The 26,397-nt window shown below is 71.7% G+C and carries 20 protein-coding genes and 1 pseudogene; 8 read left to right on the top strand and 13 right to left on the bottom strand.

The window, feature by feature from the left end; all coding sequences use genetic code 11:
* The first annotated feature begins 177 nt into the window (after positions 1 to 177).
* Positions 178 to 1,458: an acetyl-CoA carboxylase biotin carboxylase subunit family protein gene (locus tag ACFV57_RS34530; protein ID WP_385240361.1), complete on the top strand. Its 1,281-nt coding sequence runs from the start codon at positions 178 to 180 to the stop codon at positions 1,456 to 1,458.
* Positions 1,459 to 1,637: 179 nt separating this feature from the next.
* Positions 1,638 to 2,636 carry an isopenicillin N synthase family dioxygenase gene (locus ACFV57_RS34535; RefSeq protein WP_385240364.1) on the top strand — a complete coding sequence of 333 codons (999 nt, stop codon included), beginning with the start codon at positions 1,638 to 1,640 and terminating at the stop codon, positions 2,634 to 2,636.
* Between the two features lie 516 nt (positions 2,637 to 3,152).
* On the opposite strand, the gene ACFV57_RS34540 is transcribed toward ACFV57_RS34535, so the two are convergent.
* On the bottom strand, positions 3,153 to 3,857 hold the full coding sequence (locus tag ACFV57_RS34540; protein ID WP_385240367.1) for an alpha/beta fold hydrolase: 705 nt from the start codon (positions 3,855 to 3,857) through the stop codon (positions 3,153 to 3,155).
* 85 nt (positions 3,858 to 3,942) lie between these two features.
* Between ACFV57_RS34540 and ACFV57_RS34545 the strand changes: the two genes are divergently transcribed.
* Complete coding sequence (locus ACFV57_RS34545) at positions 3,943 to 4,878, top strand: GlxA family transcriptional regulator (RefSeq protein ID WP_385240439.1); 936 nt, start codon at positions 3,943 to 3,945, stop codon at positions 4,876 to 4,878.
* Between the two features lie 8 nt (positions 4,879 to 4,886).
* Here ACFV57_RS34545 and ACFV57_RS34550 read toward each other — a convergent pair whose 3' ends face one another.
* From ACFV57_RS34550 to ACFV57_RS34565, 4 genes are all read right to left on the bottom strand, one after another.
* Complete coding sequence (locus ACFV57_RS34550) at positions 4,887 to 5,372, bottom strand: GNAT family N-acetyltransferase (RefSeq protein WP_385240370.1); 486 nt, start codon at positions 5,370 to 5,372, stop codon at positions 4,887 to 4,889.
* On the bottom strand, positions 5,366 to 5,851 hold the full coding sequence (locus ACFV57_RS34555; protein WP_385240373.1) for a rhodanese-like domain-containing protein: 486 nt from the start codon (positions 5,849 to 5,851) through the stop codon (positions 5,366 to 5,368). Before ACFV57_RS34555 ends, ACFV57_RS34550 begins: the two co-directional genes overlap by 7 nt.
* Before the next feature lie 158 nt (positions 5,852 to 6,009).
* Entirely contained in the window at positions 6,010 to 6,990 is a 981-nt protein-coding gene (locus tag ACFV57_RS34560; protein ID WP_385240376.1) for a helix-turn-helix domain-containing protein, read from the bottom strand.
* Positions 6,991 to 7,322: 332 nt separating this feature from the next.
* Complete coding sequence (locus ACFV57_RS34565; RefSeq protein ID WP_385240379.1) at positions 7,323 to 7,904, bottom strand: helix-turn-helix domain-containing protein; 582 nt, start codon at positions 7,902 to 7,904, stop codon at positions 7,323 to 7,325.
* 127 nt (positions 7,905 to 8,031) lie between these two features.
* Here ACFV57_RS34565 and ACFV57_RS34570 point away from each other — a divergent pair, with 127 nt between their 5' ends.
* The 3 genes and pseudogenes from ACFV57_RS34570 to ACFV57_RS34580 all read left to right on the top strand — a co-directional run.
* On the top strand, positions 8,032 to 9,810 hold the full coding sequence (locus ACFV57_RS34570; protein WP_385240382.1) for an MFS transporter: 1,779 nt from the start codon (positions 8,032 to 8,034) through the stop codon (positions 9,808 to 9,810).
* Between the two features lie 102 nt (positions 9,811 to 9,912).
* Positions 9,913 to 10,980 (top strand): alkene reductase, encoded by a 1,068-nt coding sequence (locus tag ACFV57_RS34575; protein WP_385240385.1) that lies wholly within the window; start codon positions 9,913 to 9,915, stop codon positions 10,978 to 10,980.
* 493 nt (positions 10,981 to 11,473) lie between these two features.
* A pseudogene (locus tag ACFV57_RS34580) lies at positions 11,474 to 11,662 on the top strand (CorA family divalent cation transporter); the annotation flags it as partial.
* Positions 11,663 to 12,156: 494 nt separating this feature from the next.
* Here the strand turns inward: ACFV57_RS34580 and ACFV57_RS34585 are convergent.
* A complete protein-coding gene (locus tag ACFV57_RS34585; protein WP_385240388.1) occupies positions 12,157 to 12,660 on the bottom strand; it encodes an SDR family NAD(P)-dependent oxidoreductase in 504 nt (167 codons plus the stop codon).
* A 419-nt stretch (positions 12,661 to 13,079) separates the two neighbouring features.
* Between ACFV57_RS34585 and ACFV57_RS34590 the strand changes: the two genes are divergently transcribed.
* Positions 13,080 to 13,871, top strand: a complete 792-nt coding sequence (locus ACFV57_RS34590; RefSeq protein WP_385240391.1) for a helix-turn-helix domain-containing protein — start codon at positions 13,080 to 13,082, stop codon at positions 13,869 to 13,871.
* Between the two features lie 197 nt (positions 13,872 to 14,068).
* Positions 14,069 to 14,437 (top strand): YciI family protein, encoded by a 369-nt coding sequence (locus ACFV57_RS34595; RefSeq protein WP_385240394.1) that lies wholly within the window; start codon positions 14,069 to 14,071, stop codon positions 14,435 to 14,437.
* Between the two features lie 17 nt (positions 14,438 to 14,454).
* Here ACFV57_RS34595 and ACFV57_RS34600 read toward each other — a convergent pair whose 3' ends face one another.
* The 7 genes from ACFV57_RS34600 to ACFV57_RS34630 all read right to left on the bottom strand — a co-directional run bounded on the left by ACFV57_RS34600 (position 14,455) and on the right by ACFV57_RS34630 (position 26,243).
* Positions 14,455 to 15,711 carry an RNA polymerase sigma factor gene (locus ACFV57_RS34600; protein ID WP_385240397.1) on the bottom strand — a complete coding sequence of 419 codons (1,257 nt, stop codon included), beginning with the start codon at positions 15,709 to 15,711 and terminating at the stop codon, positions 14,455 to 14,457.
* A gap of 143 nt (positions 15,712 to 15,854) precedes the next feature.
* Positions 15,855 to 16,223 carry a YciI family protein gene (locus ACFV57_RS34605; RefSeq protein WP_385240400.1) on the bottom strand — a complete coding sequence of 123 codons (369 nt, stop codon included), beginning with the start codon at positions 16,221 to 16,223 and terminating at the stop codon, positions 15,855 to 15,857.
* Between the two features lie 146 nt (positions 16,224 to 16,369).
* Positions 16,370 to 16,918, bottom strand: coding sequence for a flavin reductase family protein (locus ACFV57_RS34610; protein ID WP_385240402.1), 549 nt, complete (start codon positions 16,916 to 16,918; stop codon positions 16,370 to 16,372).
* A gap of 4 nt (positions 16,919 to 16,922) precedes the next feature.
* Positions 16,923 to 17,399 carry an acyl-CoA thioesterase gene (locus tag ACFV57_RS34615; RefSeq protein ID WP_385240405.1) on the bottom strand — a complete coding sequence of 159 codons (477 nt, stop codon included), beginning with the start codon at positions 17,397 to 17,399 and terminating at the stop codon, positions 16,923 to 16,925.
* A complete protein-coding gene (locus tag ACFV57_RS34620; protein ID WP_385240408.1) occupies positions 17,396 to 23,299 on the bottom strand; it encodes an SDR family NAD(P)-dependent oxidoreductase in 5,904 nt (1,967 codons plus the stop codon). The genes ACFV57_RS34615 and ACFV57_RS34620 overlap by 4 nt, the downstream gene beginning before the upstream one ends.
* A complete protein-coding gene (locus tag ACFV57_RS34625; RefSeq protein ID WP_385240411.1) occupies positions 23,296 to 24,264 on the bottom strand; it encodes a hypothetical protein in 969 nt (322 codons plus the stop codon). Before ACFV57_RS34625 ends, ACFV57_RS34620 begins: the two co-directional genes overlap by 4 nt.
* On the bottom strand, positions 24,261 to 26,243 hold the full coding sequence (locus ACFV57_RS34630) for an FG-GAP repeat domain-containing protein (RefSeq protein WP_385240413.1): 1,983 nt from the start codon (positions 26,241 to 26,243) through the stop codon (positions 24,261 to 24,263). Before ACFV57_RS34630 ends, ACFV57_RS34625 begins: the two co-directional genes overlap by 4 nt.
* Positions 26,244 to 26,397: the final 154 nt, after the last annotated feature.

Here is a 26,397-nt window from a genome sequence, read left to right on the forward strand (position 1 = left end):
CCCTGGGACCAGGGCCCACAGCGCTCACGATGGGACCGGGGCCAAGGGCGCCCACGACCGGCCCGTCACCGGCCGATGCGCCCACCACCGACGGATGGACAGCGTCAGGAGCCCCCGTCCCTCACCACTCGCCCCGCCTGCCGCCCCACGCATGACACGACGGAGGAACCGGCCCACATGCCGACATCGAACACCGACACCACTGATGCGGCTTGCTCTTCGGCCGGTTCCTCGGGGCGGCCGCTCCTGCTGCTGGTAGGCAGCGGCAGCGAGCACTGGCGCGCTTACGTACTGCGGTCCATGGCGTCCGGATACCGGTTGCATTTGCTGTGCCCCGCGCCTCCCGCCTGGGAAAAGCCCTACATCGATTCGTTCGGTGTGGTGGACACCCTGGACGTCGCGGCGATGACCGCCGCCGTCCGGGCCCACCCCGAGCGATTCGCGGGTGTGCTCACCTACGAGGAGACGCGCGTGGAGGCCGTCGCCGAGCTGGCGACCGCGCTAGGGCTGCGTACCAGCCCGCGCGAGGCCGTGAGGGCATGCCGGGACAAGTACGCCGGCCGGAAGGCGCTCGACCGGGCCGGCGTCCCGCAGGCCCGGTCGGCAGCCGTCGCGAGTCTGGCCGAGGCGAGCGAGGCGGCAGCCCGGATCGGCTATCCGGTGGTGGTCAAACCCCGGGCGCTTTCAGCGAGTTGCGGAGTGACCTATGTCGGCGGCGAGCGGCAGTTGGCACGGGCCTACCAGCAGGCGGGCAGGATCTGGTTCGACGAGGTGCCCCGGTACGCACAGCCCACCCTGGTGGAGGAGTTCCTCGACGGACCCGAGATCAGTGTGGAGGCGGTCTGCCGCGACGGGCAGGTCACGGCACTGTTCGTGGCGCACAAGCAGCTCGGCTACGCCCCCGGGTTCCAGGAGGTGGGCCACACGGTCCGGGCGGACGACCCGCTGCTGTCCGACGACGTTCTGCTCGAAGTGGTCCAGAAAGCCCACACCGCCGTCGGCCTGACCGACACGGTGACCCACACCGAGCTGCGCCTGACCTCCTCCGGCCCGAAGGTCGTGGAGATCAACGCACGGATCGGCGGCGGCCGTGTCCCGTACCTCGGCGGCCTGGTCACCGGATTGGAGATCGGCCTGATGGCGGCCGATCTGGCGGTCGGCGCCACGCCGGACTTCCGGACGTCCGGGGCCTCCGCAACGGCCGCGGTCCGCTTCCTGTATCCCGAAAGGGAGGTACGGGTCGAGTCCGTCGGGATCGCGGAGGACCGGCTGCCGCCCGAGATCCGGGAAGTACGGGTGCTGACGGCCCCGGGCCGGGAGCTGCGGCCGTACCCGCCGGGCGACTCCCGCTCCCGGTATGCCCTCCTCGTCGCCGTCGCCGAGACGGAGCGGGACTGCGCGGCGGCACTGGAGCGGGCGGCCGACGCGGTGACCCTGCACGGCACTCCGCTGTCCTGACGGGGCATCGACAACGGCGTCGGCCGGACACCTGGTCGACGCGGGCTGTTCCCACGCCCCTGTAACCGCCCCGTCTTCTCTCTTCTCCCCGTCCCGGCGTGCCGCCTCCGTGCGGCCCGGTCCGGAACCGTAACGCAGGGGTGAGGTTCACAACCGTATCGAGAAACCAGGAGCACTCCATGCCAGAAGCGATTCCCGTGATCGATCTCCGGGACAGCGAACACGGTCCGAAAGCGCGCGCCGGGTTCCTGAACCGGCTGCGGGCCGCCGTCCACGACATCGGGTTCTTCCAGCTCACCGGCCACGGCGTCACCGGCGCCGCCGAGCTGCTCGACCTGACGCGTCGGCTGTTCTCCCTGCCGGAGTCGGAGCACGCGGCTCTCGACGTCCTCAACTCCCCTCACTTCCGCGGCTACTCCGCGATGGGGCGGGAGCGCACCCGGGGCATCCCGGACCAGCGCCGGCAGCTGGACATCGGCCCCGAGCGCCCGGCGCGGAGCCCCGGCCCGGGAGAGCCCGCTTACCAGTGGCTGGTCGGCCCCAACCAGTGGCCGGCCGCCCTGCCGGAGCTGCGGCCGGCCGTACTGGCATGGATGGACCGGTTGACGAGCCTCTCGCACCGGATGCTCAGGCTCATCCTGGAGTCCCTGGAGACTCCCGAGGGCTTCCTGGATGATGTGGTCACCCCGGAGCCGCAGATCCATTTCAAGCTGCTGCACTACCCGGGGCCGGACGCCGCGGCGGGCAGCGTCCCGAAGGGCGACGGCGCGGGCACCCACAAGGACTACGGACTGCTCACCCTGCTGGTGCAGGACGACAAAGGCGGGCTGCAGGTCGCCGTCGAGGACGGTCACTTCGTCGACGTCCCGGTCCTGCCGGACGCGTTCGTGGTCAACCTCGGTGAACTGCTGGAGGTCGCCACGCGCGGATACCTCAAGGCCACCGTTCACCGGGTCGTCCGCCCGGCCCCGGGGGTCGACCGGTACTCCATGCCGTTCTTCTACAGCCCTCGTTTGGAGGCGTCGGTCCGGCCCCTGCCGAGCCGGTACGTCAGCGCCGCGGGCGGCGTGACGGTGGACCCGGACAACCCCCTGTTCGCCTGCTACGGCGATAACGTCATGAAGGGCCTGACCAGAGGGTTCCCCCAACTGATCGCCCGCCACCACCCCACCTGGTGACCGCTGCCGGACGGTGGGCGTCCTGCGGCCGGCCGTCAGCTGCGGCATCGGCCCTGGGCGCTCGCGCCCTGTCACCCCCGCGCGCCCGGCCTGAGTCCTGGTGGGCCTCGTCACCCATCGCTTGTCCCGCAGGGGCAGGCATTGCGCGTCTCACCCACCGCGACCGAAGCCGTGTGCGGCCAGGGCAGACCGGAGGCCGCTTAATCCGGCGCCTCACCGAGCGAAGGTCACAGCCAGTAGTCACTGAGTGCCTCGTCCAGGACGGGCACGACTCCACCCGAGGAGCTTCTCTGGGGAGAAACTGGGGAAAAGGGATCCCGGTGGGGAGCGCCTGGGGAGAATCGGCTGCGTAAAGCTGAGCCACATTGAAAGACACTGAAAGATCCATTTGCCCTGGTCAGACTGCCACACCGCAACACAGAAGCCCTGGTGGGGGCCGCCCGGAAGAGGACTTTTCAGAAAGAAAACCTCCTCCTGGGCCGCCATCCTCTTCGCCCCAACGCTGGTCGGCACAATTTACGGCATGAACTTCGACCACACCCAGAGCAGCAACTTGGGTGCCTGCGACCGCCGCAGCGCGGGAACCAGGCTGAGGGTGTAGCGGCTGTCGGCTGCGCCTGCCAGGGACATCCAGGAGCGGCGGACCCGCGGATCGGTCAACGGATTCAGATAGTCCGCGATCCGCTGCTCGGTGGCGGCACCGCCCAGCGCCGCTTCCACAGCCTGCCGGCGGGCGGCGAGAAAATCTTCGGCGGTGGTTGTCGCGACGACCACCGGGTCCCGGTACCGGGCCACGCCGGGCACCGGCCAGGAATCGTAGGTGACCGAGTTGACCAGGGCCAGCCGCGGCACCTCCAGCCGGTCGTGGACGAGGAGATGCTGGGCGATGGCGCCGCCGATGTCGTGGCCCGCCACGGCAATCGGCCCGGAGAGCTTCAGCGCGGACGCGAACCGCGCCACCCAGTCCGCTAGGGCGGGGGCCGCGGCCTTCTCCAGGGTGAGTTCGCCTCCCGAGCGCCCCAGCCCGGGGAGGTCGAGCGCAAGGGGCCGCAGCCCCGCCGCGGCAAGGCCGTCCAGTACCGGGAGCCAGGCCCGGCTCCAGTACGTGCCGTGCAGCAGCAGCACCGGCGGCCCGTCCTGCTCGACGGTCAGGTAGCCGGCCGCCTCGCCGTCGACCTGAACGGTGGTCCTCACTACTCGCGTTTCGCAGACATTGCTCATGAGGCCATCGTGGTTCCGGCGCGGCTTCCCGGCGCGGGTCTGGAAAGACATCATCAGGTACCTTCTCGCCTTGGCCTTTCATCGAGTGGTGGCTCTGCTCGCCCCGCCGCAGTCGCCCTTCGAACTCGGCTGTGCCGCCGAAGTCTTCGGTGCCGACTCACAGGATGTGCCGTCCCGCTACCGCTTCCGGGTCTGCGCCGAGCGTCCCGGCCGCCTGTTGACCACCGCAGGCTTCGCGATGTTCGTCGAGGAGGGGCTGTCGGCCCTGCGGGACGCGGACACCGTCGTCATTCCCGGCTGGCCCCGGCACGGCACGGCGGTGCCGACGGCCGTCACCGAGGCGCTGCGGGCTGCTCACCGGCGCGGGACGAGGATCGTCGCGATTTGTACGGGTGCTTTCGTCCTCGCTCAGGCCGGGCTGCTCGACGGCCGGCGCGCCACCACCCACTGGCGCAGCGCCTCCCGACTTGCCGCCGCCTTTCCCGAGGTGCAGGTGGACGCGGACGTGCTCTTCGTGGACCACGGCGACGTGGCGACCAGCGCCGGATCCGGCGCCGGCATCGATCTGTGCCTGCACCTGGTGCGGTCCGATCACGGCGCGGCCTACGCCGCTCAGATCGCCCGGAACATGGTCCTGCCGCCGCGCCGGGAGGGCGGCCAGCACCAGTACGCCGCCCAGCCCGCCCCGGCGAAGGCAGACGAATCCTTGGCGCCGCTGCTGGACTGGGCCACATCCCGTCTCGGTTCCCCGCTGACCCTCGACCGGCTCGCCGAACGTGCCGGGCTCTCCAGCCGGACCCTTGCCCGGCGCTTCACCGAACAGCTCGGCGTCAGCCCGGGACGGTGGCTGCTCCGCCAACGCCTCGACGCTGCGCGGGTATTGCTGGAGCAGACCGACCTACCGGTTGAGGCTGTCGCCACCCGGGTGGGGCTTGTCTCGGCAGTCAATCTGCGCCGTCGTTTCCGGACGTATCCGGGCACCACGCCCGGCGCCTATCGGCGCGCCTTCAGCCGGACCTGATGCCCGGGTCAGGCATCTGCTGGGCGGGTGGGGAGTGAGAACCTGACCTTGGGCCGGGCCTGGGCCCCCGCGCGGTGGTAGAAGCGGATGGCATCGGTGTTCCAGTCGGGTGTCTGCCACTCGATGTGCGCGGCGCCGAGGGCTGCTGCCGCGTCCTTCACGGCGTTGAGCAGAGCGTGCCCCCAGCCTCCTCCTCGGTACGGTTCGGTGACGAACAGGCAGTCCAGGTGGACGTAATCGGCTGCCTGCCAGGTGGAGAACTCCCGTGAGCAGGTGGCGTAACCGATCAGTTCGCCTCTGTGGTCGGCCACGAGGCACCAAACTCTGGGGTGTGCCGAGAACAGCGCGGGCTCCAGGCGGGCGGCGAGATCGGCGGGCACGGGTCCGGCGCGCTCGAAGGCGGCGTGGGCGGCGCACAGGTCGGCTATCGCCGGCAGGTCGGCCGCGGTGGCCGGGCGGATCACACCGCCCGGCCGTGCGGTGTCCTTCAGCACGCGCAGGAGACGCCCGAGCGCGGGGCGGTCAGGTCGTCGACGGGGCGCTGCTCGACGCCGGTGGCGGCGTCGTAGGCGAAGCCCTCGCGTACCCAGTACTCGAAGCCGCCGAGCATTTCCTTGACCTGGTAGCCGAGGCCGGCGAAGGCCAGCGCCGCGCGGGTCGCGCCGTTGCAGCCGGGGCCCCAGCAGTAGGTGACCACGGTCTGGGCCGGGTCGATCAGCTGCGGTGCCAGGTCGGCGATCCGCGGGGTGGGGATGTGGAGGGCGCCGGGGATGTGGCCCTGGTCCCAGCCGGCGTCGCTGCGGGTGTCGACCACCACGACGCCGGGTGCGCCGGATGCCAGGTCGGCGTGGACATCGGAGACGTCCGCCTCGAAGGCGAGCCGGGCGGCGTAGTGGGCGACGGCCTCGGCCGGGGCGGCGGCGGGCACGCTCAGGACCGCGCTGGTGATCTCGGCAGGAGCCGTGGCAGACATCGGGAGTACCTCGTGTTCTTGCTGGTGGGGACCGGTCTCTGTGGGCCGTGCCGGGTTTTCCCGGTCGGCGATGGCTCCATCCTCCGATCCCTGGGCCCGCCCCACGAGTGGCGTAAACGCCTGAGGCCGTCAAAATGCCGCCAGCCGTCGGAAGGCCCCTACGGGCGCGCGGGGACGCTGATGAACGTCTTGCGGTAGGCCGTCGGCGTCGTACGCATCTGGCGGGTGAAGTGGTGCCGGTATGTCGCGGCGGTGTCGAAGCCGACCGCGGCGGCGATCTCCTCCACGGTGCCCTCGCCGGACTCCAGCAGCGGCAGGCTGGCGGCCACCCGCTGGGCGATGACCCAGCGCATGGGGCTCACGCCGTTGCGGCGGGTGAAGTGCCTCAGGTACGAGCGTTGCGACATGCGCGCGGCCCGGGCCAGGGCGGGCACGGACAGCGGTGTGCGCAGATGACGCAGCGCCCAGTGCATGCTCTGCGTGACGCCGTCGTCCTCGGCATCGATCTCTCCCACCGCCGCCTCGATGAACTGGGCCTGCCCGCCCTCGCGGTGCGGCGGAACCACGAAGCGGCGCGCCACCGCGTTGGCGACGGCCGCACCGTGATCGGCCCGGACCAGGTAGAGGCACAGGTCGATACCGGCCGCGCTGCCCGCGCTGGTGAGGACATCGCCGTTGTCGACGTACAGCACATCGGGGTCGACCTCGATCCCGGGGTGCCGGTCGGCGAGCGCGCGGGCGTAGCGCCAGTGGGTGGTGGCGCGCCGACCGTCCAACAGGCCGGTCGCCGCCAGTGCGAAGGCCCCCGAGCAGATCGACACCAGTCGCGCGCCCCGCGCGTGGGCCCGCAGCAGGGCTTCCACCAGGGCGGGCGAGACCTCCGCCCCGGCCTCGGCCACCCCCGGCACGATGACCGTGTCCGCCGTGGCCAGTGCGTCGAGCCCGTACCCGGCGCGCACCGTGAACCCGCCGACCGCCCGCAGGTCCCGGCCGGGTTCCTCGGCGCACACCCGCAGTTCGTACCAGGGCAGGTCGCCCAGCTCGGGCCGGGACAGGCCGAAGACCTCCACCACCACGCCCAGCTCGAAGGGGGCCATGGCATCGAAGGCCAGCACAGCCACCACATGCGTCTTCTTCATGGCTGGATCTTAAGAGCCGGCAAGATCCAGCCAAGCAGCCAAGACCTCCCCGTGCCCTCACGCCGGGCCCGCCGGATGCGGCCGGGGCCCGGCACCGGCCGTGTGCTGGTGGGCCCGGCAGGAGGTGGAGTCGATGTTCACCGCCCACTCACGCTCCAGGGGGCGGGCCAGGGCGCCGTCAGGGTCGGCGGTATCCGCCTCGTTCTACAGCTCGTTCAGAATGCGAGGCGCTCGTGTGGAAGCGGGGCCTGGGATCGCCGGAACGGCCCGGATGCGATGCCGCTCCCCGATTCCGGCCGGTAACGGGAGGGCTGCGCCCGGACGCGAGGGCGTCAGGAGGTGGGGCGGGCGCGCAGGTGGGCGCGTTCGCCCTGCTTGCCGAAGATGACCAGCAGCTCCACCGGCTGGTCGTTGTCGGAGCCCAGCCAGTGCGGGACGTGGGTGTCGAATTCCGCGACTTCCCCCGGCGCCATGACCAGGACGCGGTCGCCGAGGCGAAGGCGGAACCTGCCGTTGAGGACGTAGATCCATTCATAGCCCTCGTGCGTCCGCAGCTCGGGCTCGCCATCGGTGGGGCCGAGGACGAGTTTGTGCGCGTGCAGGCCGCCCGGCCTGCGGGTCAGCGGTACGTACGTCATGCCGTCGCGCGTGACGGGGCGCAGATGAAGGCGGGGATCGCCCGTCTCCGGAGCGCCGACGAGCTCGTCGAGCGGAACGTTGTAGGCCCGGGCCAGGGGCAGCAGGAGTTCCAGCTTGGGCTTGCGGCCTCCGCTCTCCAGGCGGGAGAGCGTGCTTTCCGAGATCCCGGTGAGTTCGGCCACCGCGGCCAGCGTGATGGCGTGCCGGTGGCGCAGGTCCCGCAGTCGGGGTCCGACGCCGGCCAGCACGTTCTCGAAGTCGTCCACGCACCGCATCTTGCTGAACCGGCATGACGGATTGCAACTTCTCGGGGCTTGGGCGCACTGTCCTGGCGACGTGAGCCACGCAGCACCTCGTAGCTCACCGAGGCAATCCCGCCCTCATAGCTCAGGAGAGCTGTCGATGCCTACACCCGTTCGCACCGCCGGGAACATCCCGGATGCGGATGCGCCGGATCCGCGCCGGTGGGTGGCGCTGATCGTGGCGTCTGTCGCCACCCTCATGGTCGTGCTGGATGTGTCCATCGTGAACATCGCGCTGCCGCAGGCGCAGAGCGACCTCACGATGGGCGACGCGAACCGCCAGTGGATGATCACCGCTTACGCACTCGCCTTCGGAGGACTGCTGCTCCTCGGCGGGCGCATCGCCGACTTCGCCGGACGCAAGCGCGTCCTCGTCATCGGCCTGCTGGGCTTCGCGGCAGCCTCCATGCTCGGCGGTCTGGCGCCCGGCCCGGGCACTCTGTTCACCGCACGTGCCCTGCAGGGTGCTTTCGCCGCGCTCCTGGCACCCGCGGCGCTCTCCCTCGTCACCGTCGCCTTCACCGACCCCGAGGAACGCGCCAGGGCATTCGGGATCTTCGGCGCGTTCCAGGGCGGGGGCGGAGCCGTCGGGCTTCTCCTGGGCGGCGTTCTCACCGAGTACGCGGGCTGGCGCTGGTGCATGTACATCAACGTTCCCATCGCCCTGACGGTCGCTCTCGCCGCCCGGCCCTTCGTCCGCGAGAGCCGCGCCGCCGGAAAGCGGCACCACGACCTTCCCGGCACTGTGCTGGTGACCGGTGGGCTGGTCGCCCTTGTCTACGGCTTCGCCCAGGCCGCCGACGGCGGAGGCTGGACAGCTCCCGCCACCGTGGTCCTCCTGACGGCCGCCGTCCTGCTGCTGACCGCGTTCGTGCTCGTGGAACGCCGCACCGCTCACCCTCTGCTGCCGCTGCGGGTGGTCATGGAACGCAACCGTGCCGGAGCGTTCCTGGCCAACCTCCTCATCGGCGCCGGCATGTTCGGCATGAACCTCTTCATGACGTACTTCCTCCAGGTCAACCTCCACTACACCCCGCTGCAGGCCGGCATCGCCTTCCTGCCCTTCAGCGCCGGGATCATCGCCACCACCACACTCGGTGCGCCCCTCGTCACCCGCTTCGGCCCCAAGCCCCTGATGGCCGCCGGCACCGCCCTGGCCACCGCGGGGCTGCTGTGGCTCACCCGCCTGGACAGCGTCTCCGGCTACACCGGGGAGGTCCTGCCGGCCCAGATCCTCGTGAGCGTGGGCGTGGGCCTGTTCTTCCTGGCCGGTCCCAACGTCGCGCTGTCCGGCGTCGATCCGCGCGACGCCGGAGTGGCCGGCGCCGCACTCACCACCAGCCAGCAGATCGGCGCGGCCCTCGGCCCGGCACTCCTGAACACCCTCTACCTCGCGGCCGTCACCGACTACCTCGGCCCCCGCACCCCGCCCGGCGGCGAAGCATCCCGCGCCCTGCAGCTTCAGGGCTTCCTGCACGGCTACCGCATCGCGTTCATCGTCGCCGGTGCCCTCCTGGCCGCGGCCGTCCTCGCCCTGACCGTCCTGGTGAAAACGTCCAAGGCCCCCACAGACACAGCCCACCGCCCCCGTCTCCACCCACTGACCGGAAAGCCCCCCAATGAACGCCCCCATCCGAGGAGTTCAGGCCCCTGCCGAGGCGGCACGGTTCTGGGAGAACCTCTACCGCGGCAAGGACATCGTGTGGCAGGGCGACCCCAACCCGGTGCTCGCCGAGACCGCCGCACAGTTCGCCCCACCCGGACGGGCCCTGGATCTGGGCTGCGGCGAAGGCGGCGACACCGTATCGGTTCACCGCCGCCCGCCTGGCATCCCCCGAGCGCGAGGCGACCGGCCCGGACGGCCGGAAAGCCACCGTGACCGACACCGTGGTCGCAGCCCGGCACCTCTGAAAACCCACCGCACCGCACCCTGGCCGGCCATCGCCACGACGCCCGCGGCCTCATTCTTTCAAGGAGCCCCATGACAGACCTCTTCGAGCCGGTGACCGTCGGCAAGTGGACACTGGACAACCGCATCGTCATGGCACCCATGACCCGCAACCGCGCCACCCCCGACGGCGTACCGACCGACCTCATGGCCACCTACTACGGCCAGCGAGCCACCGCCGGACTGATCATCACCGAAGGCGTGCAGCCCAGCACCGTAGGCCAGGGGTACATGAATTCACCCGGCCTGCACACCCCCGCCCAGACCGCCGCCTGGCGCACTGTCGCCGACGCCGTCCACCGGCGCGGCGGGCGCATCGTCGCGCAGATCATGCACGCCGGACGCATCTCGCACCCCGACAACAAGCACCACGCCGAAACCGTCGCCCCCAGCGCCATCGCCGCACCCGGCACGATGTTCACCGCCACCGGCCCCCAGCCCCACCCCACCCCCCGCGCACTGGGCACTGACGAAATCCCCTCCGTCATCGACGAATACGCCCACGCCGCACGGGCCGCCGTCGACGCCGGACTCGACGGCATCGAACTCCACGCCGCCAACGGCTATCTGCTCCACCAGTTCCTCGCCCCCCACACCAACCAGCGCACCGACGCCTACGGCGGCACTCCTGAGGCACGCGCCCGCTTCGTCATCGAGGTCTCCCAGGCCGTCTGCGAGGCCATCGGCAGCGAACGTGTCGGCATCCGCATCTCCCCCGCCATCAACCTCCACGGCGCCATCGAGGACAACGCGGACGACACCGCCGCCACCTACCGCACGCTCGTGGACGCCCTCTCCGCCATGGGACTGGCCTACCTGCACACCATCGGAGACCCCGCCACGCCCCTCATCGAGGACCTCTCCCGCCGCTTCGCCGGCCCTCGCATCGTCAGCAACGGCTGGGACCCGGTCACCGACGCCGCCATCGCCCAGACCCTCCTCGACAACGACCAGGCCGACCTCGTCGCCGTCGGCCGCGCCTTCATCGCGAACCCCGACCTCGTGCAGCGCTGGCAGACCCGGGCACCCCTGAACCAGCCCGACGTGAACACGTTCTACGGCGGCGACCACCGCGGTTACACCGACTACCCGTCCATGTAACGACGACCGGGGGGCCGGCAACGAAGTCACCCTCGTCTCCCTGGAGACCGGCCGACTATCACCCGACCTGGCACGCCCAGCTCGACGGCGAGAGGAAGACCGACAGCGGTCGGCCCCACACAGAGTGGGGCCGACCGCCTCCTTGTCGCGGGCCCGAAACACCGGCGGCAGGGCCCGCCGGTCCGCGTCGGTGAGCTTGTTCACCCCCGTCAGCGCAGCGGAGGGGGGCAGGCCGGAGGCCGCATAAACTGACGCCACATCAAACGGCGGTGACAGCTCGCAGCCGCTGAACTCCCTTATCCCCGGTCGGGAACGAATTCAACCGATGAGCTTCTCTGGGAAGAAACTGGGGAGAACGAAGTCCCAGTGGGGAGCGCCTGGGGAGAATCGGCCGCGTAAAGCCAAGCCATGATGAAAGACCCTGAAAGATCTATTTACCCTGGCCAGACTGCCATAGCACCACAAAAGCCCAGGTGAGGGCCGCCCGGAAGGGGAGATCAAAAAGATCTCCTCCTGGGCCGCCATCCTCTTCGCCCCCACCCTCGTCGGCACCATCTACGGCATGAACTTCGACCGTATGCCGGAGTTGCACTGGGCGTTCGGCTACCCGTTCGCCATCGTCCTGATGGCGGTCGTGTGTATCAGTTTGTACGTCATCTTCAAACGGCGGGACTGGCTCTGAGCGATCGGCGCCGGCGCAAGCACGCTGCAAGCCGATCGTTGTGGAAGCGCGTGCGGCGCCCCCTCCAAGTCGCCGGGGAGAATTCGGGGAGTGTCAGCTCAGCCGGCTTCAGCTTGAGACATCTGCGGGCCGCCGCCCGCGGTGAGCGCGGTTCGTTGCCGTGCGGGGCGAGCACGGCACTCGCTGCCGGTCGTCCGGCCCGAATCCCGCTGTGGCCGGCTTCGTCCGCCGGGGCCGAGGACGGCACCGGACGAGCGCGTCCGTACCGCCGTCCTCACCCCCGTCCGGAGCGGTAGCGCAAGACCAGAGGTGTCGCGGCACTGCCGCCGCCCGAAAATGGTGATGTCGCTCGCGGCTCCTGCGAATGCGAAGTATCCGCGCCTCTTCGGCGCCCTCGGCCGGTACCGCCCGGCCGGCCTGCCCGGCGTCAACCGCCGTCGGCGGACGCCGCGGCGGCGGAGACAGCCCCGCCGTCCCGGAAGAGGCGGGGCCCCTCAAGGAAGGACAGCGCTCTGGTATGCGTCGCGACCGCAGAAGACCGGAAGCACGGTGACCCCCCTGGGCGCGACGATCCGGGCGAGGTGTCGGAGCCTCCGTTCCGACGACGCGCGGACGGACGTGACCACGATGAGGCCGCGGCCCCGGGCGGCCATGTGCGAAGCGACCACCCGGGCCGCCGTCAGCTGCATCACCGCGCGATCGCCGCCGACCGCGACCACCGCCACGTCGATCCCGCCCGTCCACTGGGCCACGCCGGACGTGTAGTCCTCGACCTCGCGGCCGTCGGAGAGATCGACCTCGGCGGATTCGGCGGCTCCGCCGGCCTCGATGATGCCGCGGGCCGCGCTCTCGGCCCTCTCCGGGACGGAGTCGGCCAGAAAGATCAGCGCGCGGCGTCGCGCCAACGCCTTCGTCAGCGCCATGCCGTGCGGGTCCGAAACCCCGTAGACCACGACCGTTTTATCCTCAAGGTGCAATTGAAAACACTTCCCATCCACGTCATGTGACTCCGCGCACCCACGCCTCCTCGACTCGGAGAGCGGCTACTTCCCTGCCACGCGGCCACGGGATGGAATTCTTGCATCATGCGGCTCTGTGGCTCCGTTTGCTCATTTGCCCCGGAATCCTCGCGCCGAAAAACGACAGCGCAGTCCGACGTGACCGCCCCGCGATCATCTCATAGAGACACAGCCGGCATCGTTCCTTCCGGCAAAAAAACCGGACAGTTCACATAACACGCGTCAATGCGGTTCGTTCGCAGGTCAGAGGCCATACGGTCCCGCAATCCGGAAGATGCCTGACGCACTTGGATATGACACCGTCACGTCGCACGAGCACGTCGGTGCAGGTGTGACGGGCTAGCGACACAGTGCATGAGAGATGACTTGGTCAGTAGACGCTGAGAATCGAGGAACCGTTGAGAGACGAGACCGAGCAGGCAATCGTGCGCGCCATCGACGTCATGCAGAACAGGCTGAGCGAACCCCTTTCCCTGGACATGCTGGCCGAAGCCGCCATGTTCAGCAAATTCCACTTCTCTCGCCTCTTCCTGCGGGCCACCGGTGTCCCGCCAGGACGGTTCCTCTCGGCACTTCGCCTGGAAAAGGCGAAGGAACTCCTTTTATCGACCGACTGGAATGTCGTGGACATCGGCACCGCCGTCGGATACAACAGCGTGGGGACATTCAGCACACGGTTCAGTCGCAGCGTGGGCCTGTCGCCGACAAACTACCGCCGCTGCCGCGGCTTCGCACCCTGTCACCGCGGCCCGGAGCCGCCGGCCCGCTCCACGCGGCAGCGCCGCATCCGCAGCACCGTCTCGCTGCCGCCGGGCGAGCGGCGGTGTGCCGTGTTCGTCGGGCTCTTTCCCGGCCCCATACCCGAGGGGCGGCCGCTCGCCGGGACTCTCGTGACCGCCCCCGGTCCGTACGAACTGTCCGTCCCGGCGACCCCCGAGGGCCATCTGACGGCGTTTTCGCTGCCGGCCGGGACGGCGGCCGGGCGCCACGCGCTCACGCACAAGGACGCCCGGCTCATGGGGGGCCGGCGTCTCGGAGCGCTCGAACCGGGCCCCACGCTGTGCCTGCCGGACCTGTCGCTCTCCTTCCGCAGCCGGCTCGACGTGCCGGTGCTCGTGGCGACGCCGCGGCCCCTCGCGCTGGTGTGCCCCGGGACGAACACCGGAATCCCGGAGGCCGTGCCGGTGTGAGAGGGCGCGCCTTGCGGGGGTGTGCCCCTGTCCGGCGCCTTCCGGGCCTCCCGTCCGCGGCGTCACGGGGTACCTCGCCCCGACGGTGCCCAACTGCCGCCCGCGGCCTGCTCGTCCGCGCTCCGACCTGCCTTCTCGCGTGCCGGACCGGGTCGAGAACAGCGGCTCGGCTACGACCCGGTAGCAGGAGGTTCGCCATGAAATATTTGTTGATCACACATATGGAACCGGGGGCCCGGGACGGCCTGGCGGAACACGAGCGCGACGAGATCTCGCGGGGGCACCGCGCTCTCCAGGAAACGGTGCGGGAGGCCGGCGAGATGATCGCGACCAACTTCCTCGCCGATGCGTCACAGGGTTCGGTGGTGAGGGTGAAGGACGGGACGGCGACGGCCGCCCCGGGGCCGCTCCCGGACGTCGCGGTGCACGCGGCCGGGTACTACCTGGTCGACTGCGAGTCGCGGGAACGGGCCGAGGAATTGGCCGCGATGATCCCCGACGCCCGCTTCGAGGGCTTCGCCGTCGAGGTACGGCCCGTCATGGTGAGCGCGGGCACCGAGATGTGACGCGGGCGCCGCGCGGGTCAGCGGTCGCGTTCCTCAAGAGCGGCCTCGCGCGATTCCAGGTAGCGCCTTTCCGGGAGGCTGGCCGTGCGGCGGGCGGCCTCCCGATAGCAGGCGCGGGCGGCGTCGAGGTCACCGGCCGTCTCCAGCAGGTGGCCGCGGACCGCGTGGAGACGGTGGTGCTCGGCGATACGCGGGTCGTCGTCCAGGGAACGCAGCAGGCGCAGGCCCACCAGCGGGCCGTCGGCCATGGCCGCGGCGACCGCGTGGTTGAGCCGCACCATCGGGTTCGGGGCGACCTGCTCCAGCAGCTGGTAGAGGATGACGATCTGCCGCCAGTCCGTCCCGTCCGCGCTGGGCGCCTCGGCGTGCACGGCGGCGATGGCAGCCTGAAGGCGATACGAACCGACGGGCTGCTCCTTGGCCAGTGCCTCCGTGATGAGTGCCGTGCCCTCGCTGACGGCGCCCTGGTTCCACCGGGTGCGGTCCTGCTCGGCGAGGGGGATGAGGTTGCCGTCGGCGTCCGTGCGCGCCGGCCGGCGCGCGTCGGTCAGCAGCATCAGCGCGAGCAGCCCGGTGACCTCCGGGTCGTCGGGCAGCGCCGCGCGCAGCGCCCGGGTGAGCCGGACGGCCTCGGTCGTCAGCTCGACGTCGTGCAGATCGGTGCCCGAGGTCCTGGTGTAACCCTCGTTGAAGATCAGGTAGAGGACGTGGAGGACGACGGCCAGCCGGCTCGCCTGTTCCTCGGCCGGCGGAAGCTCGAACAGGGCCCCGGCCTCCTTGATGCGGCGCTTGGCGCGGCTGATGCGTTGCGCCATGGTGGCCTCGGGGACGAAGAACGCCTGGGCGACCTGTGCCGTCGTCAGTCCGCCGCAGGCCCGGAGGGTGAGGGCGAGTTGGGACGACGGTGACAGGCTCGGGTGGCAGCAGAGGAAGAGCAGGGTGAGGGAGTCGTCGTGGTCCGCCGGCTGCTGGTCCTCGGGCCCGTGGACGGCCCATGTGTCGGCCGGCGCGAGGGCGGCGACGGTCTCCTCCCGCGTACGCCGGGCCGCCTCGCTCCGTGCCCGGTCGGCCATGCGCCGGGAGGCGACGGTGAGGAGCCAGCCGAGGGGATGGGCCGGGACGCCGTCCCTGCGCCACTGGACGGTGGCGTCGACCAGCGCGTCCTGGGCGGCGTCCTCGCACTCCTCGAAGTAGCCGTGGCGGCGTACCAGGACTCCGACGACACGGGGAATCAAGTCGCGCAGAACGGTATCGACATCACCGACGGCACCCATTCCCCGAACGTCCTCTCCGCGCACACGGTTGTCGATGTGGAGCCAGCAACGCTAACACGCGGCCGGAGAGCGCCAGGGACGGAAAACCGCAGGCGCGGCGGCCGTTCGCCGGTGGTCCCGGTCGAGGGCCGCCGCGCCCCGGATCACTCGGGCAGGCCGTCGGAGAAGGCGACCGGACGCACCTCGATGCAGAGGCCCTCGACCTGGCTGTCCGGGATCATGGCGGCGATCTCGTGCGCCCGCTCCCGGTCCCGGCACTCGATCACGTAGAAGCCCCCCAGGAATTCCTTCGACTCGGCGTACGGGCCGTCGGTCACGGCCGGCACGCCGTCGCGTACCCGCACCACCGAGCTCTGTGCCGGCTCGGCGAGCGCCTGGGTGCAGACGAACTCGCCGGATTCCTTGACCTTCTTCATGAAGTCGCCGTGCCCGGACATCACCTCGTTGCGGGTCTCCTCGGGCAGCGCCTCCCAGACGGCAGGGTTCACATGCATGATCAGCAGGAACTTCACGGTAAACCTCCTTGTGACACGGCGCCTCGATCGCGCCCTTCACCCCTCTGTCGGAGCCCGGCTCAGCTTCTCGACATCGACGACACCGTACTGCGCCGGATCAGTGACGAAGGGCCGGAGACCGGCGTACGGGGCCCGCCCCCTGCTCAGGTGCGCACCCGCACGGGAGCCAGCCGCCGGAAGCCGCCGCGGTGGAAGAGCAGCGCCGACTCCGCCGCGCTCTTGTGCGCCTCCAGCACCGTACCGAGCATGATCGAGTGGTCACCGCCGTCGTGGACGGCCGTGAGCCGGCACTCCAGCCAGGCCAGCGCCCCGGACAGTAGGGGGGCGCCCGTGCGGGGGCCCGGTGCCGCCTCGACGGCCTCGAACTCCCGGGCACCCCGCGGACGCGCGCGATCGGCGAACCGGCGCGCCACCGGCTCCTGGTCGGCCGACAGGACCGAGACCGCGAACCCACCCTCGTCGAGGACCAGATCGTGCAGGGCGGCGGTGCGGGCCACACAGACCAGCACCAGGGGCGGGTCCAGCGAGACCGAGGTGAACGAGTTGGCCGTCATGCCGCGGGGCTCGGTCCGTCCGGCGGTGAGCACGACGATGCCGGTCGCGAACGAACCGAGCACGTCGCGCAGCTGCCGGCGCTCTCCGGGGGCCGCGGTGCCGGGGGTGCGGCCGGGCGGGGGCTGCGGGGGTGCCATGCCGTCACCTCCCGCCGGCCGCGCCCTGCGGCGCCGGATCCACGTACGGTTCCAGCGCCCGGAGCAGTGCTTCCGGCACCTTGGTGGGGCGGGTACCGGTGTTGGGGCCACGCACGCAGGCCACCCGCTGGCTGCCGCGAGCCACCAGGACGTCCGGGGCGTCCCCGCCGATCCGCAGGTAGTCGAAGGTGAAACCGATCTGCGTCTGTGTCAGGTCGGTGAGCCGCATCCGGATCGACAGCTCGTCGAACGCCGTGATCTCGGAGAAGAACTCGCAGCCCACCGAGAGCGTGAACAGCTTCAGGTCCCCCCGGATGTCCTCCAGGATCTCCGGGGCCTTCTCGCGCAGGAACATCTCACGGCACCGTCCCTGCCAGCGGACGTAGTTGACGTAATAGACGTTGCCGACCAGGTTGGTCTCCTCGAAGCCCACCAAGTGGCGCAGTTCGTAGTAGGGCCGCACCTCGCGCTCTCCTTTCATCGAGGGTTTCCTCGCGTCGACATGAGGGCGAACACCGCCGGCCGCCCCGTGCCGGTGGCTCCCAGGTGCACGGAGACCGTGGCTATACGGGCGTCGCCGGCCCGCAGCACCGCCCAGCCGCCCGCCGCGGGCGCGCCGTCGGCGACGAGTTCCGCCCGGGCGTGGCCGTTCTTGCGCAGACACTCGACGGCGCCCCACACCCGGGTGGCCGCGAGCGACACGTCCTCATCGCGTTCGGCGGCGAGCAGCCGGGCCAGCGTCCAGCCGCTGTCGCCCAGCAGCCCGGACCACTCCCCCGCACCGCGTTCCTCGACCGCCTGCACGTCGCATCCGACGGTACGGGCCCCGGGCCCCGCGGCCACGGCGAGTGTGACGCCGGCACCGTGCGAGGCCGAGACGGCGGGGCCGCCGTCCACCTCCGGCTGCCCGTCGGGGCGGTGGCGCAGCACCGCCGGCCGGCCGAGCGCCTGGCCGAGGGCCAGGGCGGTACGGGCGCGGCGCGCCGCCGTGCCGCCCTCCGCTCCGTGGTCGTCCGGGCGGACGGCGACCCGCAGTGGGGCCGGGAGCAGGGTTTCGGTCCGGCGTTCCAGGTAGGGGCCGAGGAGTGCGGGGAGCCATGGGCCGGAGCCGTCCGTCTTGCGGACGGCCTTCAGCACCAGGCCCTCCCAGCGCTCCAGTGGAGCGCCGTCGGCGGTGCGCACGTCGAGGTCATAGACGTAGGTGTCACCGTCGTGTGAGCGCTCCGCGGCGTGCAGGACGGCGGTCCCGGCAGCGCGCGCCGCGGCCGGGTCGGCGAGGTGCAGCCGCTCGACGCCGACGGGCAGCAGGGTGGCGTCCGGAACACACGCCTGGAGGGAGTGCATCAGCGCGTCCCGCGTGCCGGGGTCGGCGAGCACCAGGTCCGGCGGGAGGAACCCGGCGAACCACTGGGCGGTGGCGTCGGTGGAGATCTCGGCGGTGCACTCCTTCGCCGCGAAGTGCCGGTAGCGCGTCAGGCGCTGGAACCGGGCCCCCTGGAAGAGGACGCTGCCGTACATGTCCCGGGCGGGATCGACGAGCGGCGCGGGCGCGGCCCCGTCGGCGTCCGGAGTTCCACGGTGCCGGGCGTGTGCCGGTTCCGGCCCGCCCGCCGCGTCGTTCCTCCCGTGCCCGTGCGGCGTCCCGTCCCCGTACCGCAGCACCGCGCGGAAGTGGTCGGCGTGGAAGTCGGTCTCCGCGCTGCGGATCACGGCTCGGACGGTGTCGGGGCCGGTGACCAGCGCGGCGACCCGGATGGTCGTCCCACCGTCCGGGGGCACCGCGACCGGGCGCAGGAACTCCGCGTCCTCCAGCACCGGGGGCTCGGCGCGACCGGTGAGCGCCGCCCCGGCCTGCGCCATCGCCTCCATGCCGAGCACGGCCGGGAACAGCAGGGTTTTGTCCAGGAGGTGGTCGGCGAGGTAGGGGTCGGTGGCGGTGGACAGCTCGGAGTCGGCCACGAGTTCGACGCCGGGGTAGTGCGACCGGACCCGGTCGGTGAACCGCAGCAGGGGCAGCTCCGGCGTGTCGAGCGTGATCGTCGGCAGGCCGGCGGCGCGCCCCATGACGACGACCGGATCCGGGGTGTCCGGGTCGGCGAGCAGGCTCCGCAGCATCGCGACGCCCTCGTCGGCGGGGACCGGATCGATGCCCTCGCGGACGAGCGATTCGAGCACGCCCAGCCGCTCCCCCATCCCGGCCCCGGACCACACGGACCACTCCAGCGTCACGCACCGGCAGTTCGGAAGGTCCGCCCGCACCCGGCCGACCAGCTCGGTGAGCCAGTCGTTGGCCGTGGCGTAGTCGGCCTCGCCCCGCAGGCCGGCCCGGCCGATGATGCTGCCGAACGCCACGAGCAGCCGCAGGTCCCCCGGGTCGACGGCGGCCAGCACCGCTTCCAGCCCGGCGAGTTTGACGGCCAGGGTCCGGCGGAACGACGTCTCGTCCAGGTCGGTCAGCGCGCGCGGTTCGTTGCGGCCCGCGCCGTGCAGTACGGCGGTGACGGGTCCGAGGGACGCGCGGACCTCCCGTACGGCGTGGTGAACCTCCTCGGGGGACGTGACGTCGGCGCGGACGTAGCGGAAGGGGATTCCGGCGGCGGCCATCCGCCCGAGGTTGGCGGCGAGTTCGCCGTCCTCCTCCGGTGCGGAGCGGCCCAGCAGGCCGACCGCGCACCCCGACTCCCGGGCCAGAAAGAGCGCGCACTCGGCGGTGATGCCCTTGCCGCCGCCGGTGACGAGGAGGACGTCGCCGGTGCCCAGCGGCAGCGGCCCGGGGGGTGCCGCGGCCGGCGGCAGTGCGCGCAGCACCGGCTCGCGGCGCGTGCCGTCCCCGTCGTAGTGCACCTCGCTGAACGCCGACGTGGCTGCGACGTCGGCGACGAGGCGGGGGATCAGGCCGGCGGCGCCGGGGGCCGCCACCGGCAGGGTGACGGCGGTGACCGCGATGGACGGGGCTTCCAGGTGGAGGGTCTTGGCGAGAGCCGCCGGACCGCGCCGGTCGCCGACGGCGACGAACCGGGTGGCGGAGGCGAGCGCGGTGCGCGCCGCGGCGAGCATCAGCCCGGCGTGCTCCTCGTCGCAGTCCGGCGGCAGGCAGAGCAGGACGCCGCTGCCGAGCCCGGCCGAGCGCAGCGCCTCGGCGAGGGGTCCGGCCAGGGGGTGGCCCTCGCTCGCGAAGACCGTCCACGCGCCCTCCCCCGATGCCCCGCGAGGCCGGCCGGGTTCGGCCGGGACGAGTTCGACGGCGAAGGCCCGCACCCAGGGCGCGACGCCCTCCGCCGTGTCGGGGCGGCGGCCGGCCTCGCCGGGGAGCGCGGTGCCGGACAGCCCGTCGAGCATCTCGGCCAGTTCGGCCAGCGTGGCGGTGGCGAAGGCCGAGGTGGCCACGGGGGTGTCGATGCCCAGCTCGCGGACGGCCTCGTTCATGATCTGGCCGACGGTGATGGAGCTGAGGTGCAGCTCGTCCAGTGGGTTGGTGTCCGGGGAGACGGCCTCGGGCGGCAGCTCGGCGCGCTGCGCGGCGAGCCGCAGCAGAACCTCCAGGCTGCCCGCCGGCCCGTCGACGGCGGTCGTCGGGGCGTCCGCGGGCTCCCCGGCCGGCCCGGGCAGCGCCGGTTTCCCGGTGGTCACGGCGGGCGGTACGTCCTCCGCGGGCGCCGATTCGCACGGGCTGGCGAAGAACCGGAACTCCTTGTCGAGCGGCAGCGGGCGGGTGAACCGGTCCTCGAACAGGGCCTCGTGCCGTACCGGCGCGCCGAGCACCCAGGCCGCGGCAGCCGCCTGGAAGAGGCCGGCCAGGCTGGGGCCTCCCGCGTCCAGGGGGATCACGGGGACGTCGGCGGCCTCGGCGGCGAGACCGGACAGGATGCGGCCGGGCCCCACCTCCAGCAGCAGGTCGCTCTCGGCGGCGAGCGCCGACACCGCCTCCGTGAAGCGGACCGGCGCGAGCACCTGGCGGGTCAGCAGCCCAGCGGTGTCGGTGGAACGGTCGAGCGGCCCTCCGGTGACGGTGGAGAACACACGCCGGGCGAGCGGGGCGAACTCCTCTTTCGCCAGGTGTTCGGCGAAGGCCCGCGCGGCGGGAGCGACGGCGGGTGAGTGGAACGCGTGCGAGACATTGATCCGCTGGGTGTCCAGTCCCTGCCCGGCGGCCCGTCCGCAGACCCGGTCGACGGCTGCCGCCGGGCCCGAGACCACCGTCTGGCGGGGGCCGTTGTACCCCGCGATCACCACGGGCTCGCCGTCCAGCAGGGGCTCGACGGCGGCGGGCCCGGCGGCGATGCCGGCCATGGCGCCGTCACCGTCGCTCGCGCGGGCCATCACCCGGCCGCGCGCCGCGGCCGTCCGGAGCAGCGCCGCCTCGTCCATGGCTCCGGCCCAGTGCAGGGCGGTCAGTTCGCCGAGGCTGTGGCCGGCCGACGCGGCGGCCTGGATGCCGAGTGCGGAGAGCACCCGCAGTCCCCCGGCGGACGCGCCGGTGATGCGGGGCTGGGCGACTTCGGTGGCCACCTGATCACCGGAGGCGGGCAGGTGCTGGGCACGGTGGAGGTCGTCGACCGTGGCGAACCGGCGGCGGAGCGCACCGCCGTCCCCGCCTCGCCCCGCGCCCTGGCCGGGGAAGAGGAACCCGATCCGGGGCGGCTGCCCGTCCCGGTCGCCGAGGAACAGCCCGGCGGCCGGGTCCACGACGCAACGGGTGTCGTCGGTACGGGCGAGCAGGTCGGTCAAGCGCTCTTCCGCCTGCTCGGGTGAGGCTGCGACGACGGCGGCGCGCATCCGGCGTCCGGCCAGATCGGCTTGCAAGGTGGCGGCGAGATCGCCGAGTTCGGCGTACGACAGACGCCCGGCGAAGGTGGCCAGCCGGGCGAGCCGGTCACGCAGTTCCGTCGTGTCCTCGGCGTCGACGAGCAGCAGTTCGCAGTCCTGGCGCGAGCGCATCAGCCGTACCGCCGACCGGGGCAGCGCGGTGCGGCGCACTCCGTCGGCGTGCTCGACGACGACGTGCGCGTTGATCCCGCCGAAGCCCATGGAGGAGACCCCGGCCCGCACCGGCAGGCCGTCCGGCCACGGCTCGGCCTCGGCCGGTACCCGCAGCGCGGGGCGCTCGACGGTGAGTTCGGGGTGGGGGTCGACGTGCCCGGTGGCGGGCGGGATGATCTGGTGGCGCACGGCGAGCACGGCCTTGAGGAGCCCGGCGATGCCCGCGGCTGCCTTGGTGTGCCCGAAGTTCCCCTTCACGGTACCGATCGCGCCGGGCGGGGCGTCCGGGTCGGCGGCGCGTCGCGCCTCGGTGAAGGCGCGCAGCTCGGTGGCGTCCCCCACGGGGGTGCCCGTGCCGTGGCCCTCCAGGTAGGCGACGGTCTCCAGGCCGAACCCGGCGCAGCGGTAGGCACGCTCCAGGGCGAGACGGTGGCCGCCCGCCTCGGGACGGGTGATGCCGCCGCGGCCGTCCGAGGACCAGCCCCAGCCCGCGATGGTCGCATAGCGGAAACGTCGCTGCGCGCGGGCGTCGTCGTCCCGCATCAGGACCACGACGCCGCACCCCTCACCCGGCCAGAAGCCGTTGGAGTCCCGGTCGTAGACGCGCATCTCCCGGGTGGCCAGCGCACCGGTCTTGGCGAAGCCGACCATCTCGAAGGGGTCGATGCTGAGGTCCACACCGCCCGCGACGGCGACGTCCAGCTGTCCTGAATCCAGCGCGTTGCACGCGGTGGCTATCGCGAGCAGCGAGGACGAGCAGGCGCCGTCCACGGTGAACCCGCCGCCGCCGAGGCCGAAGTGGTTGCAGATGCGTCCGGCGATGGTGTTGGCCATGCCGCCGGCCAGGCTGTCCTCGTCGATCGGCGGGAACGGCGCCTTGTACCGCTCCTCCAGCCCCGCGAGGAACGCGGCCAGGTCGGCGTCGCCCCAGCCCTGGTCGCGCAGCGCGGCGGCAACCGTGCGGCGCACGTACGGCCACCGCAGCCGCAGCTGGTTGGCACGGCTGAACTCGCCGTTGAGGCTGTTGCCGATGACGGCGCCGGTGGCGGCCGACGGCAGGCCCGCCCCGCCCGGGAAGCCCGCGTCCGTCAGGGCCCGCGCGACGGTGTCCATCGTCAGCCAGTGCGCCATGTCCGTGGCGCGGAAGGTGGACCCGGCGATGCGGTGTGCCACCCGGTCGAACTCGAAGCCTTCCAGTACGGCGGCCTTTCGCGCGTAGTGGCGGTCGGGCGCGGCCGGGTCGGCGGAGTAGTAGTCCTCGTGGCGCATCCGCTCGTCCGGGAGGCGGCGGAACGCGCGGCGCCCCGCGAGGACGTTCTGCCACAGCTGCCCGGGGTCGTCCGCGTCCGGGTAGCGGCAGGCGATGCCGACAACGGCGATGGGGGTTCTGCGGTCGTTCACGCGGTCACCGCCTCGGTCGCGGACGCCCGCTCCCGGCGGCGCCGTGCCAGGTGCGCGACCCACCAGCCGGCGCCGCGCAGGCCGCAGACGATCGTGGTCGCGAAGAACAGGGTGTAGACGACGTTGAAGACCATCAGCACGCCGTACACCAGCGCCACGCCGGCGCCGAAGACGAACTGGTGGCGGGGGCGGGCCGGGGTCGTCCCGGGGTCGCTGATCATGTAGTTGGTGAACAGCACGAAGGCGACACCGCTCATCGGTCCGAGCGCCGAGTACACGGCGACGTCCCAGACGAAGTGGCGGATCACGGCCTGGATCACGAATCCGCCGAGCCAGCCGACGATCAGTGCCACCCGCTTCGTCAGCAGCCCGTTGATGACGGTGCCGGCGGTCGCGATGATCAGCGGGACGGCGACCCGGAAGAAGGTGTTGGCGTGCTCCGTGAACTGGTACGGCGGTGCGATGCTGAACCACGAGCCGAAGCACAGCAGCGTCACCGTGATGCCCAGGTTGGACGGGTTCATGTAGTGCCGCATCCGGCCGCCGATCGGGGCCTGCAGCACGTACTTGCCGCCGACACCGACGACCACGCCGAACAGGATGGGCAGCAGTCGGTCGTTGCCGTACGTGAGCATGTTGACGGCGAGCGCGGTGATGTGGGACGGCAGCAGGAACTCGTACAGCCCCCGTACGCCCCGCCCGAGGTAGCGCGGCGGGCGCCGGTGCGCCCAGGCGGTCAGCGATTCGAGGGCGATCTCGACGGCGTAAGCGGTCACGACGGCGATGACGGGCCAGATCCAGGGCTGCTCGAAGCCGAGCAGCGTGTATCCGAAGATGTTGAGGGCGCTGATCGAGACGGCGAAGTTGCGGAGCGCGAGGTAGCGCGCGTCGGGTTTGCCGGCGGGCGGCGCCGTGGTGGCCTGCCGTGCCTGGTCTGCCGGGGGGTGGGCGACCGTTGCGGTCATCGGGTCGGAACCTCCTGGGCGTCACCGGTGAGCATGAGGGTGTGGGTACCGGGGGCGAGTCGTCGGGTCTGCTGATGGAGGCCGCCGTGCGCGTCGCGCCACTGGAGGTGCGCGGTCACCGGGCCGTCCTGGGAACCGAGGCCGAACCGCACGTCGAAGCTGCGGTAGCCGCCGTGCCCGCCGCCCCCGTCGAGCTGGGCGATCTCGGTCCCGGCGGAGGTGGTGACGCGGGCGGAGGCGCTGTACGCGGGAGCCCCGGCACCGGCCAGGCCGCCGGTCCCGGCGTTCTCGCCGGCGGCGGGCCGGAGCAGGTGCAGCGTCAGGTGCTCACCGACCTTCGGGGCGGTGTTGGCGTAGAACGCGGGCGGGCCCCACTGGCGGGCGACGGCGAAGTCGAGGCGCCCGGTGCCGGTGGTGTCGCCGGTGGCCAGTGCGCGGGTCGGCGTTTTGACGGCGAGGCCCAGCTGCTCGCTCACGTTGGCGAACTGCCCGCCCGCGGTACGGACGTAGAAGGCCAGGGCGTCGTCCCCGGCGATGTCGTCACCCGGCTGGACATGGGGCCACATCGCGGGGTTGGAGAGCAGGTTGTCGTTGGTCATGGCCATCTCCTGCAGCCATGGCCAGCGGTCGGTCTTCCCCTTGACGAAGCCGTCGGTCTGCACGACCGCCTGCTTGCCGTCGTTGAGGAAGTCGCCCGTCTTGACGTCCCAGTTCCAGCCGGTCCAGGCGAGGCCGTAGCGCTGCGCCTCCTGGGTGAACGGCGCGGTGCCCGAACCCAGCGCGTCGCGCATCTCCTTCTCGTTCCCCGTCCGGTTCTTCCAGACGAAGTTGGACTCCTCCAGGCCCCACGCGGCGGTGATGTTGCTGACCAGCATGTCGAAGCGTCCGGTGTGGTCGAGGTCGGTGAACTCCGCCCCCATGCCCTTGAAGGAGTCGTTGCCGAGCACGAACGACTTCGCGGTATCGGGATCGCGCTCGCCCTTGGCCTCCGTGAACCGGATGCGGCCCGGAGTGGAGCGGTTGTACAGAAGGTGGTCGGGCCCGAAGTCGTTCGCGATGTAGAGCTCGTGACGGGCGTCGCCGGTGAGGTCGGCGCCCGCGACGGCGAGGGTCCAGCCGGTGGACGCGTCGTAGGGCAGTGCCTTGCGTTCCTCCGTGTAGGAGGCGGTCGGCGAGGTCCCTGAGGTGGCGCCGGTCCAGCGCAGTACTCGGTCACCGCCGGCGTTCTTGGCGCTGGACAGGGAGTCGTTCATCACGACGTTCTTCAGGCCGTCCGGGTCGAGTACGTCGGAGTCGGGGAAGTAGTTGCCGATGACGATGTCGGGGTGGCCCTCGCCGTCGAGGTCACCGACGTACACCGTGTCCGTGTTCCAGCGCGGCCCGTTGTACTTCCCGTCGGTGGACTCCGACGGCACCAGCTCGCGGGGCGTGTAGGCGCGCCGCGAGGGCGCCCTGGCGTCGGAGCGGGCCAGGAAGAGGACCGGCGTACGGCCCCAGTAGGTGGCCAGGATGTCCATGCGCCCGTCGCCGTTGAAGTCACCGAAGGTGCACCCGGTGGGCGCCATCGCCCGGTCCATCGGCAGCGGTGCGGGGTCGAGGGTGAACGGGGTGAAGCGGTCGGCGGCGGGGGCGGTCGGCGCATAGGTGACGATCACCTGGTCGGTGCGGGTGTCGACGACGCACATGCCGTCCGCCCGGCCGTTCCCGGTGATGTCGTTGAGGGCGATGCTCGCACCCACCGACGAAATCCAGGAACGGATCTTCTCGTACGCCGGATTGACGACGCGGACCGAACGTTTGGGTATCCGGTCGTAGCCCGGCGGCATGGCGATGGGCATTTCCTTGAAGCCGTACTTCTCGGCGGCCCGGTCACCGTCGGGCGCCGCGGCCGACTCGCGGGTGGCGAAGAACAACAATGCGGCGACAAGGACCATCACCAGTCCCGGCACCATTCTGCGAATCCCCCTGCGGTATGCCACGGCGATCCTCCTTCTCGAATGAGGCTGCTGCGCACCGGGCGCATCACGTTGCTGTACTCGCGGGCGTTCTACCGGACCGGGCTGCCGGACCGGCCTGACGCGCGCTCACGCGGCACGAAAGGTGCCCGGCCGACATCGTCACCCGCGGGGCGCG

This window comes from Streptomyces sp. NPDC059788, from assembly GCF_042732265.1.
GTDB lineage: Bacteria > Actinomycetota > Actinomycetes > Streptomycetales > Streptomycetaceae > Streptomyces.

What these genes read in the sequence shown, in the direction of transcription:
- ACFV57_RS34540 (WP_385240367.1), bottom strand. Translation starts at nt 3,857, where the DNA reads ATGAGCAATGTCTGCGAAACGCGAGTAGTGAGGACCACCGTTCAGGTC.
- ACFV57_RS34625 (WP_385240411.1), bottom strand. Translation starts at nt 24,264, where the DNA reads ATGACCGCAACGGTCGCCCACCCCCCGGCAGACCAGGCACGGCAGGCC.
- ACFV57_RS34615 (WP_385240405.1), bottom strand. Translation starts at nt 17,399, where the DNA reads ATGAAAGGAGAGCGCGAGGTGCGGCCCTACTACGAACTGCGCCACTTG.
- ACFV57_RS34610 (WP_385240402.1), bottom strand. Translation starts at nt 16,918, where the DNA reads ATGGCACCCCCGCAGCCCCCGCCCGGCCGCACCCCCGGCACCGCGGCC.
- ACFV57_RS34535 (WP_385240364.1), top strand. Translation starts at nt 1,638, where the DNA reads ATGCCAGAAGCGATTCCCGTGATCGATCTCCGGGACAGCGAACACGGT.
- ACFV57_RS34555 (WP_385240373.1), bottom strand. Translation starts at nt 5,851, where the DNA reads ATGTCTGCCACGGCTCCTGCCGAGATCACCAGCGCGGTCCTGAGCGTG.
- ACFV57_RS34600 (WP_385240397.1), bottom strand. Translation starts at nt 15,711, where the DNA reads ATGGGTGCCGTCGGTGATGTCGATACCGTTCTGCGCGACTTGATTCCC.
- ACFV57_RS34570 (WP_385240382.1), top strand. Translation starts at nt 8,032, where the DNA reads ATGCCTACACCCGTTCGCACCGCCGGGAACATCCCGGATGCGGATGCG.
- ACFV57_RS34575 (WP_385240385.1), top strand. Translation starts at nt 9,913, where the DNA reads ATGACAGACCTCTTCGAGCCGGTGACCGTCGGCAAGTGGACACTGGAC.
- ACFV57_RS34560 (WP_385240376.1), bottom strand. Translation starts at nt 6,990, where the DNA reads ATGAAGAAGACGCATGTGGTGGCTGTGCTGGCCTTCGATGCCATGGCC.
- ACFV57_RS34595 (WP_385240394.1), top strand. Translation starts at nt 14,069, where the DNA reads ATGAAATATTTGTTGATCACACATATGGAACCGGGGGCCCGGGACGGC.
- ACFV57_RS34530 (WP_385240361.1), top strand. Translation starts at nt 178, where the DNA reads ATGCCGACATCGAACACCGACACCACTGATGCGGCTTGCTCTTCGGCC.
- ACFV57_RS34565 (WP_385240379.1), bottom strand. Translation starts at nt 7,904, where the DNA reads ATGCGGTGCGTGGACGACTTCGAGAACGTGCTGGCCGGCGTCGGACCC.